Below are 13,488 nucleotides of genomic sequence, written 5' to 3'. Positions count from 1 at the left end.
TGGCAGCAAACTTTTAACTGACAATTCCGAGATTGTTGTAGATTTCGATAAGATTGCCATCAGGATCGCGAAAATGAGCTGTGCGGATTCCCCAGTCTGGACGATCTTGTGGTTGAGTCACAACGATCGCATTCTCAGCCTTTACTAACTCATAGACTTCATCGACGTTATCAACTGCCAAAATTAAGACAACTTTATCTCGATTGACAATGTATGAAGGCTGTTCGATTCTTGGGACTACTTCAGCCATTAATTCTTTTTTTAACAAACCCAGCTTGAGATATCCGGTATTAAACTCAGCATATCCGCTATCTTCATCGCCCCAATCGACATCAAATTTCAGCAGATCCCGGTAGAACAGAAAAGAATCTTTGTAGTTGGAGACAAGCAGTCTCAGGTGTGTTAGCTGAAGCTTCATATCTGTTGGGTTAGTCTACTAACTGTGAATTCTAGGTTCTGGGTGCAAAGTCGCCAGCAACTCGCTTTCGACAATTGCTAATTCATCAAGCCGTTGCATGACAATTTCTTTGTCGAAGTAAGTAGCAGCTAAAACCCAATATATACCGTAGTGACGCGCTTCGGATGCCATTAACCCCTGATAAAATTTTGCTAACTCTGGCTCTGGACAGTGAGCAGCTAATAATCCTAGGCGTTCGTGAGAGCGAGCTTCAATTAAACCAGTGACTAGTAAGGAATCCAGAAATCGCTCAGGTTCTTTAGGGCGTACAACAGCTTTTAAACCCGCGCCGTAGGGAGGCGGTGGTAGGGGAGCTAGGGGAATATTCCGGCGTTCTAACCATTGGTTAACTAGATCAAAGTGTTCTAGTTCTTCGCGGGCGATCGCAGTTAACTCCCGTACCATTTTAGTATTGGAAGGGTAGCGAAACATCATGTTCAAGGCTACACCTGCTGCTTTGCGTTCACAGTGGGAGTGGTCGAGTAAGATAATGTCTAAGTTAGCGTAGGCGTAGCCCGCCGCAGGCATCGCTTGTTCAACCCAAGCATAACTAGTGGGCTGTTTCAGGGCGTTGATAGTCGGTAACTGAGTAAGCACAGAGTCACAAAACTCCAGAATTTTAACTTTTTTAGCAGAAGTCCCACACCTCACTTTTAGGAGTGTGGGGACACCAGTCGCCTGGGACGGGAAACCCGTCTACAGCGCTGGCTCATGAATGCGAGTGAGTTGACGACTGACAAGCGAATCAATGTGCGTAGCACGAGAATCTAGGACATGGAGGAAACGAGCAGTTTCTAAGTTTTTTCTGGTGGTGTTTCCTGCGCTTCAATATACTTTCTAAGAGTTGAGACTGTAACACCACCACAACTAGCAACAAAATAAGAACCGCTCCAAAATACGTCTTTCCAATAGAAACTTTCTAGGTGTTCTGCAAATTCTTGGCGTAATTTCCTGGATGATACAGATTTCAGATTATTTACTAGTTTACTGAGTTCAACGTCTGGGTGGTACTGAAAGAGTAGGTGTACGTGGTCATCTTCACCATTAAATTCTACCAGCTTACAATCCCACTTTTCTAGCAATTCTTGCATTACAACATTTAGTTTACTTAGCATCTCAGATGTAAATGCTTTACGCCGATATTTAGTAACTAACACTAAATGTACTTTCAGATCGCTAACAGACCTTCCTTTAGAAACAAAATCATTTTTCATAATTTGCTGCAACCATATCTAAATCAGTGTATACTAAAAAACTTACACCAATTAGATCGAAAAGGTGAGAACATCCTATCAATACAGATTAAAGCCAACTAAAAAGCAAGCTGAAATTATTGACAACACATTAGACATGATGCGTTGCCAGTATAATTATCAACTTGCTCAAAGGTTTGAATGGTATGAGCAAAATCGTTGCTCCATTGATAGATGCTCAATTGTTATTTGTCACATTCCAGAGTTAAAAGATAAGCCTAATCGCTTTAGTCAACAAGCAACTCTGACCCAGCTTAAAAAAGACCACCCTTGGTACAAAAGCATTCACTCTCAGGTGTTGCAAGAAGTACCTAAAAAAGTTGAGATTGCTTTTGATCGTTGGCTAAAAGGTGATATTAATGGTAAAAAATCGGGTAAACCTAGATTCAAAGCTAAAGGTCAGTACAAGACCTTTACCTATCCACAATTCCAAAAGGAGCATTTTCAAAAAGAAAAAATAACACTCTCAAAGATTGGAACAGTTAAAGTAATTGTTCATCGCCAAATACCAGATGGTTTTGATATTAAAACTGTATCTATTACCAGAAAAGCAGATGGCTACTATGTCAGCTTAAGCCTTGATGATAAAACAGTCCCAACCATAAAACCAGATTTTGATGATAAAAATATTGTTGGTATTGATGTTGGATTAATTGATTTTTATGTGGCATCTGATAATACCCGAATTGCAGCACCAAAATATTTACGTAAGGCTGAACGTAAACTAAAGTCAGCACAGCGTAGAGTTTCTAGAAGAAAGAAAGGTTCTAATCGACGTAAAAAAGCTATCAAAAAATTAGGCATCCAACATAAAAAAGTTGCCGATACTCGCAAAGATTTTCACTTCAAGACAGCCAAAACATTACTTGGCAAGTGCGATGTCGTAGCTGTGGAAAAATTAAATATCAAAGGACTTGCTAAAACATGGCTAGCTAAAAGTATAAATGACGCTGGATGGGGACAATTTATTTCGATACTAAAGGTCAAAGCTGCGAAATGCGCCACGGGGAGTATCCCTGTGGTCACTTTCGCGAAAATGCTGGGCTGAAAGTTATTGCTGTAAACCCAAATGGTACAAGTCTTGAATGTTCTAGCTGTGGCACTAAGGTCAAAAAACCCTTATCTCAAAGGATACATAACTGTCCGGCTTGCAAGACTTCTATTTGTCGGGATCTAAATGCCAGTATCAACATAAAGAATCGTGGGGCGCACGATCTAAAAGCTCAGAAAATGTCTTTATTGAAGAGTCTCTGAGAAGCCTACACCTACCTGTACTCAGGAGGTGTAGGTACGTCACCGGAATATTGTTTGGACAAAGCTCAATAATTGATTAGTGGTGAAGGGTTTCGCTAAAAAGCCTTGGATACCAATACCCGTAGATTGTAATAATGCCTCACCCTTACCTAATCCACTCATGGCAATAATTTGTACTTGTGGGTTGATGATTTGCAAGGTGCTGATGGCTGTTTCCCCACTCATTAATGGCATCATCATATCCATCAGCACCAGCCTAATTTCATCTTTGTGCTGGCTGTAAATATTAAGAGCATCAATCCCATTTTGGGCAGTCAATACTTTGTAGTTAGAAAACTCCAGTGCGGTTTTGGTGATCTGAGTGATGGCTACTTCATCATCGACAACTAAAATCAATTCTCCCTGACCACTTGGCAGTTCTTTCTCATCTATTACTTGAGAAATGCTGCCCTCCTTGCTTGGCAGGTATATGTGGAATTGAGTCCCAATTCCTACCTGACTGGCTACTTCCACAAAACCACTGTGGCTTTTGACGATGCCCATCAATATAGATAAACCCAGTCCTGTACCCTTACCCACTTCTTTGGTGGTGAAAAAGGGATCAAAAATCCGAGGCAGAATTTCTGAGTCAATGCCAACTCCAGTATCAGCAACTGTAATCTTCACGTAGAAATTAACTGTTGCGCCTATGTGCATCCTGACATAGTTTTCATCGATGAATAGCTTGGTGGCAGAAATAGAGAGTTTACCACCATTGGGCATGGCATCACGAGCATTGACTGCTAGATTCATTAACACCTGATGCAGTTCGGTGCTGTCTCCGATCACAATCCCGAGATTTGGCGCGATGTCTGTGCTGATGTCGATGGATTTGGGAAATGTTTGTTGGGCTATCTGCTTTATGTCTTGGAGCAGTTGCGATACAAGCACGATTGTGAATTCTTTTTCAGAACCACGGCTAAATAACAAAATTTGCCGCACCAAATCACCGCCCCGTTTGGCATTGGTTTCTAGAATCTTCAGCATTTGTAGCGAAATGTCATCAAGATGGGGATATTTTAGGGGTAGCAGTTGAGCAATTCCCATGATTGGGGTGAGAAGATTGTTCAGGTCATGAGCAATACCGCTGGCGAGAATGCCTAAGCTTTCTAAACGCTGACTACGCAATAGCTGAGTTTCGAGTTGTTTTTTATCGGTGATATCGGTGTCAACGATCAGGATTGATTTAGGCAAGCCTACGGCATCAAGCATCAACGTCCAGCGGCTGGCAATGATTATTTCTTCACCATCTTTTTTAAATTTATGCAACTCTCCCTGCCACATTCCCTGCTCCATCACAGTTTTTTGAGCCGCTAAGAGTAGAGGTGAGGTTTTTTTAGATAAAAGTTCCCAAGCGTTGTTTCCTTGAGCTTCCTGAACTTGCCAGCCGTACATCTTCTCTGCGCCTTGGTTCCAGAATAAGATTTGGTTGTGGAAATCCTCTACGATAATTGCGTCTGTTGTGATGTCTAGTAGGGCAGCTTGTTCGCGAATTTTCTCTTCTTTCTCGTGGCGATCGCTAATGTCTCTGAATAGCCAGCGCAAGTTTTGGGTTTTACCCTGACTATCTTCCAGAGCGATCGCAGTCAGTTCGGCGGGAAAGTCTGTACTTCCTTGTTGATGAAAAAGCTGTAACTCTTCTGTGCGGATTTCCCCCTGCTCTTGCAATTCCAGCATAATTTGACGAAATTTATGCCGTTGTGTCTGATGTACAAACACAGCCATTGGTTTACCAATCAGGTAAGACTGACGCACATTTAATAACTTAGCCGCAGCATAGTTAGCTTCCTGAATAATTCCAGTCACATCTGTAAGCAAGTAACCATCTGGGGCAAAGTTAAATAAATCGTAATAACGTTGACGTTCTTTTTCTACCAAATGGCGTGTAGCGATCAGTTCCTCATTTTGTTGCTGTAACTCTTCTAGAGAAATAGATATTTCGGTAATCGCTTGTTGCAAAAGCTCTATAGGATAATCCTGCTTTATAGATTTATCTGCCGCGAGACTTGCAAGCTGCGAGAGGTTTTCCAGTCGCTGATGCGCTTCGACAATTGCTTGTTTAAAATTTTCCTTAATCATTTGCAGTTTTCTCATATAATTGTTTTTATCAAGAAATGCAGAAGGAAAACTGACCTGTCTGCGACTCGCTGCGCGATCTGCTTCAGTAAAGCTATGAGAGCGAATCAGAGTTTAATACAATACACTTCAGTTAAGCATTTTTATCTGAAATTAAAGCGTTTAAGACCCCTATATTTACATATAGCATCAGTTACCTTGGGGATCGGGCTACAGTCGGGGTTTAATTTAATTTGTAGTTTTTTTTTAATTGTTATTCCTGCTGCTGCCGCTCCTGCATCTCTTGAGTAGAAATCATACTATTGACTCTCTCTATATCTACCATCATCAAAACTGCTCCTTGCATTTCAATGCCAAACAGTGGAGTAATTGCCAGATAACATTTTATTTGCCTACCCCGACGATTGGTAGCATCAAGGATCATTTCTTGAAACTGCTTTTTCCCGGCTAGGGAGTCACGGATAGGCGATCGCAATTGCTCGACGGGTAGCCCAATGTCTAGGCTGAAGATAGACTTTCCTAGAACTTCATCAGTCCGTAAGCCCCATAAATCTTCCACCATGTAATTCCAAATAGAGATATTAAAGTTGTTGTCAATTACCACTATTCCCGTTTGGAAACTCTTGAGAATAGAGACGATGAAAATATTTGTGCGATTGAGTTCTGTGGTGCGATCGCTTAGTTCGTTATTAATTGTCTGTAATTCTTCATTAGTCGATTGCAGTTCTTCATTCATCGTCTCCAATTCTTCATTAGTAGATTGCAGTTCTTCGTTGGTAGTTTCTAATTCTTCATTGGTAGATTGGAGTTCTTCGTTGGTAGTTTCTAATTCTTCATTAGTAGATTGCAGTTCTTCGTTGCTAGTTTCCAATTCCTGTTGCGATCGTTGCAGGGCATCTTGGAGTTTAATGTAACGGCTGACATCATGAAAGGAGATACTAACTCCTAAAAAACTGCTGTCTGTTTCTTGCAAAGGCGTAATTTGTACATCCAGATATTGGGTTTCTGTGTTAGACAAATAGCGCTCTACATTTGTCAGGCTTACAGGACGGCGTTCAGTATAAGCCCGTTCAATTAGCGATCGCAATTCAACTGGCCGATAAGAAAGTTCTAAATCCTGGAAGGGACGAGCTAAATCTTTGGGGGAAAGGGCGAACAAAGTCCGCGCCTCTTCGTTCATTAGTACCAGAGCGCCATTAATATCAATGACTATTTGGGCGATTGGTGCTGTGTCAAAACCCATATCTCGCAGCCGGAAGTTTCGAGACAAACGGCTGCTAGATTCGTCATCTACTGAATTTGCCATAATTAAGAGGCGCTCGCGTAAATTCACCGTCGATACCTTAGTAAATATCCGGTTTTTCAAGTCCAATGGCATAAACAGATTAGAATGCATCAATAGCATCTCTGCTTTTCCCAAAAACAGATAGCCATTATCATTTAGTGCAAAATGAAACCGGGCCAGAATTCGCCCTTGAGTCTCAGAATTAAAATACATTAATGTATTGCGGCTAACCAGCAAATCTAAACGCGAAATCGGCGCATCCTGAAGCAGATCGTGGCGACCAAAAATCACTGAGCGGCGCAAGTCTTGGCGGAAGACATAGCGATTCCCGAGAATCTCAAAGTATTTCTGCCGTAGTTCATCTGGCACCGTCAGAATATCTTTTGCTGAATACAGAGCTTGCCTAGCTTGGTTGAGAGCATCTTCATCTACATCTGTGGCGTAAATTTTCACTCGTTGGCGAAATTCCTCTGCTCCCAATATTTCAGCCATCAACATTGCCAAGGTATAAGCTTCTTCCCCAGAAGCACAGCCAGCACTCCAGATGCGGATTTGCTCTGAGGTTTTTTTATTCTTAATCAGATTAGGCAGTATTTTATCTGCGATATATTCCCAAGCTGATGTATCTCGAAAAAAAGCGGTAACGTTAATTAGAATAGTGTTGAAAAGATAATTGAATTCGTCTGGATAAACTTCTAGATAGTCTTGATACGCTTCAAAATTTTCTATAGTCAATAACTGCATCCGCTTGCATACCCGACGTATCAAAGTCGAGCGCTTATAGCCTGTAAAATCAAATCCTCGGCTTTGTCTGAGATAAATTAGTAGATTTTCAAATTTGGGATCTGTTTCTGCGGAAGTCATAGGATCGGTAGGGCCCCGTCTAGTAAGTATTAAAGACTCATTGGCGAGTATTAAAGACTCATTAATGGAGTTCTAAGCTTCATTCACGAATATCAAAGACTCATTAATGGAGTTCTAAGCTTCATTCACGAATATCAAAGACTCATTAATGGAGTTCTGAGCTTCATTAATGAGTATCAAAGACTGATTAACGGAGTTCTGAGCCTCATTAATGAATATCAAAGACTGATTAAACTATGGTGACACTAACTTGCATTTTAAAATATATCTCCTCTGCCTCTGAGCTTAGAGGATGTTTGAAAAGTCTACGCTTGTATCTAGATCCCCCCTAGCCCACGCCAGTCGCTCCACTTGGGGAGACCCCAGACGCTCGATGACTCGCTATCGCTTCGCTATGGCTTTTAGCGTCTCCCCTTCTCCCAAAGGGAGAGGCTAGCGCCAAGGGAGAAGACCGCGCTGGCTCCCCTTAAAAAGGGGGGAATAACGTTCTCAAAGTCCTCCAATTTATCGGAGGATCTAAAGTTTTGGATACCTCAGTCACCACTTTTCAAACAACCTCTTAGGTAGATTCTCCCATAACTAAAGTTACCAAGGTGCTGGAAATTTCATTAAGGGGGAGAATAAAATCTACATTGCCAGTTTGAATTGCGGCGGAGGGCATCCCGGAAAATTCGGCGGTTTTTACGTCTTGGACAATTACAGTACCACCCATTTTTTTAATCGCTTCTACTCCCATCGCGCCGTCGCTACCCGTTCCAGTTAGAACAACAGCGATCGCTCTATCTTTGTAAGTAGCTGCAACCGATTCAAATAATAAATCAGCCGAAGGACGTAAAAAATGTACTAATTCTGACTGTGATAAAGAAAGTGTGCCGTCACCGTTAACCAACAAGTGACGATTGGGTGGGGCAATGTAAGCCGTTCCTGGTGTAAGGGAATCTCCCTCTTGTGCCTGTTTGACTGTAATATCTGTGCGCCGACTCAGAATTTCTGCCATGAACGACGGATGTTCAGGAGCGAGGTGTTGCACAATCGCGATCGCGGCTGAAAATTTTCCGGGTAGGGTCGATAGCACTTTAACTATAGCAGTCAGACCGCCTGCCGAGGCTGCGATCGCCACTATATCAAAGGCAGCATTTAAGTCAGGTGGATGATTTTTGGCATTTTCTGCCATCTCAATCATGATTTTGCGCCTATGACTATCTGCGTAACTTCTTTAGTTACAAATAGGATTAATAAAGTTACAATTTTTTATCCTTGTTTAGATGAATTATACTGTATATCAGAGGTACTTCAGCATTTTTTTGCCATTACCGCTCAAATTCATAGGTTAATCTTCCTGCTCTAAAATACCTCTGGCCTCCAAAAGTTGTTGCTGGTGTTCCTCGCTAACTGTTGGGTATTGCAGATTTAGTTCTTCTAGTTTTGTGCAGATAATATTGGCGACAGTCAGGCGGGTAAACCATTTGCGATCGGCAGGAATAATATACCACGGGGCCCATTTAGTACTGGTGTAGTTAAAAACCTCTTCATAGGCATTCATATAATCATCCCAAAAAGCTCGTTCTCGGACATCATTATCTGAAAACTTCCAATTTTTTTCAGGAGAATCAATCCGTTCTAAAAAGCGTTTCTTCTGCTCTGCCTTGGAGACATTTAGAAAAAACTTCAGAATGATTACACCATTATTAACCAAATATTTTTCAAAGTTGTTGATTTCTTCAAAACGCTGTTTCCATATCTTTTTTCCATTCGGGAAGTAAGGAAGTTGTTGTTTATTAAGCATTTCTGGATGGACACGAACCACTAGCACTTCTTCATAATATGAACGGTTGAATATCCCAATTCGACCTCTTTCTGGTAAAGCCTTCATTGAGCGCCACAGATAATCATGGTCTAATTCTTCCGCACTGGGCCCCTTAAAACTAAACACCTGAAATCCTTGCGGGTTGACACCAGAGGTCACATGTTTAATAGTGCTGTCTTTACCAGCAGCATCCATTGCTTGAAAAATAATCAACAAAGAATATGTGTTTTGAGCATAGAGAATATTTTGGTAATTAGCTAGTCGTTCAACATCTGCCTGTAATTTGGTTGCAGCATCAGTTTTTTCCTGAAAATCAGTCTTATAAGCTGGGTCATAGTTTTTTTTCAGAGAAATCTTTGAATCGGGCGGAACAATAAAAGCATCATGATTCATGTATAAAATCTCCTCACGGCTAATTAATACACAAGCACATTTTGAAGTCTTAATTCCTGAAAGTTATAATTTATGATAATTTTGATTCAAAATTCCTAACTTTTAACCAATTCTGGGGGTTTAAATTCCCCTCTTGGTCATCGACTAGTTTTGTGGCTTTTGACAAATTCTGATTAGACATCTGGTGATTAAACCTCTTGCAAAAGTCCGTAACACCCCACCCCCAACCCCTCCCCGCTCTTCGGGAGGGGTTGGGGGTGGGGTTCAAATTTATTGATTTATGCAAGAGGTCTATTTTTCATTTCCATCGCTTTGGCATCGGACGCATTGCTTCACGACCCAAGATAAACATTCCCGTCACACCTAAACTGACAAACCAAATATATTGATACCAATATTGCCGAATCTGCTCAACTGTACTGATTCCCCTTTTTTAAGGGGGATTTAGGGGGATCTCCAAGGGTTAGATGCATACAAAAAAACTTTTCATATAGCGTTTCCTAATCATACAAGGTACATCATAGCCCCCTCCTCGCTTGCGGGGAGGGGGTTGGGGGTGGGGTTCTTGTATCTCACTCAACTGAGAACCGCTATATCATGTCCGCTTAATAACTTACGATAGTCGTTGCGAGTGTAACGAAGTGAAGCTGAAGCAATCACAAGGGTTCGGAGATTGCTTCTCTTCGTTCGCAATGACAACTAATCAGTCGGAGATTGCAACTCTTGGAGACGCTCCGCGAACACTTCGTTCGCAATGACAACTAATCAGCCGGACATGATATCAGACATCCTCTAACGTAATTCATAATTAATTAATTGATTTATGCGAAAAAACACATTCTTTACTCAAAGGAAGTGAGTTAAGGTGTTGGGTAATTACAAATTACTCGTCCATCTCTTTTAATGTAGCTAATGCCGATGGAGATAAACGACTGAGATAGCGGAATATCCAGTATTTAAAGATAGTATTTAAAATTACAGGAAATGTCGCAATAAAGAAAAAGATTACATTTCGACTGGCTGGTAGACCTAAATGTTCTGCCGATCCTGCTAGAAGGACTTCCCACCCATCTGGTGAGTGGAATCCGACAAAGATATCTGTAAACAGAATAATTAAAAAAGCCTTAGCACTATCGCTGAGTCCATAGACAATGGTATCCATAAAAGACTTGAGAATCAAAATTTCTCTTTTGCTCACAGCGATAACTATACCGAAAGAAAATAGAGATATTAAATCAGCAAAAACATTACTAATGTTACCATTGCTTTTTCTGCGAAACTCTTCCGATATTTCAATTGCTTTATTTTTTATTTTTTCTTGGATTGGCTCTGAAGAAATTGCTGGGGCTTGATTAAGCAAATATTCAAATCTCAGTTCTTCTTGGAAATTATGTAATTCATGGAGAGCTTCTTTTTCCATGTCAGAATTGATAAAAACTTTAGTGACATTATCTCCTCTAACTCTTTCTAATATTGGAGTTACTAAAAACTCTTTAGATAAATACTGACTTAAAAGCGGTACAATAATTAGAATGATCAAAAATCTCAAGGCAATTATTGTTCTACTTTTAGAAATGCGATAATTTCGGAGAAACTCTTCTTCTGTCTGCGGTGTAAAATCTGCTTGAATTCTATTAATTTTTCTGCCAATAGAACTCGGAACTCCTCCCGGATTTTGAGTGGGAGGTTGAACTTGAGGATCATTTATTTTAAATAAGTTTAGCTGGTTTTGGATTTTGTTCTGGTTGATTTTTAAAGGCTGATAAGTTGACAATACTGGAGTATTGTTAATTGGTTTATCTTTGATAGCGTACTTCTCTACGACTTCATCAATAACCTTCAATTTGTCTAATAAAACAGAATTAGAGATATTGACAATTCCCCGACTAAGTTGGAATTCAGCAAGTCTGAGCTTAATAATAGTTAGGTTCTTATTAAGGTATACTTGCCAATAAGACATGACGTTTTCAGTATATTTTACTGATTGTGAAGAGATTTTTTTGCCATCAAAATGTTCGATCTCAATGTTTTTAATTCTCTCCGCTGCTTGGTAAGCTTCTAAGAGTGCCCTTTCTGGTGTATCTGAAAACCAACGGTTAAGCGATCGCAAATATTCTTTGATATTTTGGCGAAGTAATTCTGCTGTTCTGGTAAATGAGTTTTTCATTACATATATGACTATTTAGATAATGTGTATTATAGTTATATAATCATTAAAAATGGGTAATAGCAGCTAAATAGTTAGTCCAATCAAGATTCAGGTAATACTCCCTGATGCGATGTCTCCGACGGGCTACGCCTACGCTACCAATTTCATATTACCTGTAAACTCAGATGGATTAGCATAAATTGACACTGGTTATTTCTATTGGCAGTTTATCGATTACACTGTCATCATTGACACCAGTTGTCCGTGTTTCTGCTCCATACAAAAGCCTTGATTACAACATTTCACAATCGAGGCAAATCTTCCACTATGCACAGTCTATCACTGTCAAAGGGAATAGGAAGTAGAGATGTTGCTTTTTCATCCCCCTCATCCCCCCACTGCTAATTTTTAAATTATGAGTTTGAGTCTGTGCATGATTGTGAAAAACGAAGCCGCAACACTGCCTAAATGCCTGGGCAGTGTCAGAAAAGTAGTGGATGAAATGGTAGTATTGGACACAGGCTCAATTGATCGCACTCCCAATATTGCCCAACAACTCGGTGCAAAAGTCCATCATTTTAAATGGTGTAATGACTTCAGTGCTGCCCGCAATGCAGCTTTAAAATATGTAACTGGTGATTGGATTTTAGTATTAGATGCAGATGAAACTCTGACACCTGCAATTGTACCGCAATTGCGAGAGGCGATCGCTAGAGATGAATACCTGCTGATCAACCTCGTCCGCCAAGAAGTTGGTGCAGAACAATCTCCCTATTCTCTGGTGTCTAGGCTGTTCCGCAATCATCCAGATATTCGTTTTGACCGTCCTTACCATGCCTTGGTAGATGATAGTGTATCAGAAATTTTAAGTAAAGAACCCCATTGGCAAGTAGGTTATTTACCTGGGGTGGCACTTGTACACACAGGATATCAAAAAAGTGCGATCGCTCAAAATAACAAATATGCCAAAGCAGCTACGGCGATGTCAGGGTTTCTCGCAACTCATCCTGATGATCCCTATGTTTGCAGTAAATTAGGGGCATTGTATGTGCAAACTGGGAAAATTTCTCAAGGTATGGAGTTGCTGAGACATGGAATCACCGGCGCTGAAGACAACTATGATATTTTATATGAACTCCACTATCATTTAGGCATTGCCTACAGTCGGTTAAAAAAATCTCCACAGGCTATTTATCACTATCAAGCTGCCATCAAATTGCCAATTTATCCCATGCTCAAACTAGGAGCATACAACAACTTGGGTAACTTACTCAAAGCAGCAGGAGATTTCAACGGTGCGAAAACTGCTTACGCCACAACTTTGAAGATTGACCCTACTTTTGTTTTTGGACATTATAATTTGGCGATGACATTTAAGGCTTTGGGTTTATTTACAGATGCGATCGTATATTATCAACATGCAATCGCCTTAAATCCCAACTATGCCGAAGCGTATCAAAATTTAGGTGTAGTGTTGCTGAAAGTTGGCAATCATCAAGATAGTTTAACAGCTTTTAGAAAAGCGATCGCTATTCATGAAAGATATAATCCCGAAGAGGCCAAAAGACTACGCCAGGGGTTGCAAGAGATGGAGTTGATGTAATACCTATAGCGGTTCTCAGTTGAGTGAGGTACAAGAACCCCACCCCCAACCCCCTCCCCGCAAGCGAGGAGGGGACTATGATGTATCTCATGTGATCAGGAAACGCTATATGCTTGAAACCCGTCCAATCCGAACCGAAGCTGATTATTGTGCTGCGCTTGATATAAATTGAAAGATTGTTTAATGCAGAACTAAAGACACCAAACTCTGACCGATTGGGAGTTTTAACTACGCTTGTGGAAGCATACGAGCAAAGGCATTACCCAATCGAAGCAATCTTATATTATCTCGAATCTCCTGGATTTGCC

General features: G+C 40.7%; 9 protein-coding genes and 1 pseudogene. 2 read left to right on the top strand and 8 right to left on the bottom strand.

The genetic code is table 11. The features are described from left to right. Positions 1 to 13 precede the first annotated feature (13 nt). The 3 genes from V7K62_RS13595 to tnpA all read right to left on the bottom strand — a co-directional run bounded on the left by V7K62_RS13595 (position 14) and on the right by tnpA (position 1,671). Positions 14 to 418: a VOC family protein gene (locus V7K62_RS13595; protein WP_334864718.1), complete on the bottom strand. Its 405-nt coding sequence runs from the start codon at positions 416 to 418 to the stop codon at positions 14 to 16. 18 nt (positions 419 to 436) lie between these two features. Further along, positions 437 to 1,054 (bottom strand): tRNA-(ms[2]io[6]A)-hydroxylase, encoded by a 618-nt coding sequence (locus V7K62_RS13590; RefSeq protein WP_334864716.1) that lies wholly within the window; start codon positions 1,052 to 1,054, stop codon positions 437 to 439. A 197-nt stretch (positions 1,055 to 1,251) separates the two neighbouring features. Then, positions 1,252 to 1,671: an IS200/IS605 family transposase gene (gene tnpA, locus V7K62_RS13585; protein WP_334864714.1), complete on the bottom strand. Its 420-nt coding sequence runs from the start codon at positions 1,669 to 1,671 to the stop codon at positions 1,252 to 1,254. Positions 1,672 to 1,735: 64 nt separating this feature from the next. Between tnpA and V7K62_RS13580 the strand changes: the two are divergent. Further along, a pseudogene (locus tag V7K62_RS13580) lies at positions 1,736 to 2,998 on the top strand (RNA-guided endonuclease InsQ/TnpB family protein). A 5-nt stretch (positions 2,999 to 3,003) separates the two neighbouring features. Here V7K62_RS13580 and V7K62_RS13575 read toward each other — a convergent pair. The 5 genes from V7K62_RS13575 to V7K62_RS13555 form a co-directional block, all read right to left on the bottom strand. Beyond that, positions 3,004 to 5,082 carry a PAS domain-containing hybrid sensor histidine kinase/response regulator gene (locus tag V7K62_RS13575; RefSeq protein ID WP_334864712.1) on the bottom strand — a complete coding sequence of 693 codons (2,079 nt, stop codon included), beginning with the start codon at positions 5,080 to 5,082 and terminating at the stop codon, positions 3,004 to 3,006. A gap of 250 nt (positions 5,083 to 5,332) precedes the next feature. Next, entirely contained in the window at positions 5,333 to 7,228 is a 1,896-nt protein-coding gene (locus V7K62_RS13570) for a CheR family methyltransferase (protein ID WP_334864710.1), read from the bottom strand. A 559-nt stretch (positions 7,229 to 7,787) separates the two neighbouring features. Then, positions 7,788 to 8,411 carry a chemotaxis protein CheB gene (locus V7K62_RS13565; protein WP_334864708.1) on the bottom strand — a complete coding sequence of 208 codons (624 nt, stop codon included), beginning with the start codon at positions 8,409 to 8,411 and terminating at the stop codon, positions 7,788 to 7,790. Between the two features lie 147 nt (positions 8,412 to 8,558). Further along, positions 8,559 to 9,428, bottom strand: coding sequence for a polyphosphate kinase 2 family protein (locus V7K62_RS13560; RefSeq protein WP_334864706.1), 870 nt, complete (start codon positions 9,426 to 9,428; stop codon positions 8,559 to 8,561). An 883-nt stretch (positions 9,429 to 10,311) separates the two neighbouring features. Beyond that, entirely contained in the window at positions 10,312 to 11,595 is a 1,284-nt protein-coding gene (locus V7K62_RS13555) for a proton extrusion protein PcxA (RefSeq protein ID WP_334864704.1), read from the bottom strand. A gap of 415 nt (positions 11,596 to 12,010) precedes the next feature. On the opposite strand from V7K62_RS13555, the gene V7K62_RS13550 reads away from it, so the two are divergent. Further along, positions 12,011 to 13,180 (top strand): tetratricopeptide repeat protein, encoded by a 1,170-nt coding sequence (locus V7K62_RS13550; RefSeq protein ID WP_334864702.1) that lies wholly within the window; start codon positions 12,011 to 12,013, stop codon positions 13,178 to 13,180. Positions 13,181 to 13,488: the final 308 nt, after the last annotated feature.

The sequence above is a fragment of the Nostoc sp. genome, assembly GCF_036917935.1.
GTDB lineage: Bacteria > Cyanobacteriota > Cyanobacteriia > Cyanobacteriales > Nostocaceae > Nostoc.
The sequence above is the reverse complement of the archived record's forward strand: the minus strand, read 5'-3'. Positions and strand labels throughout refer to the sequence as shown.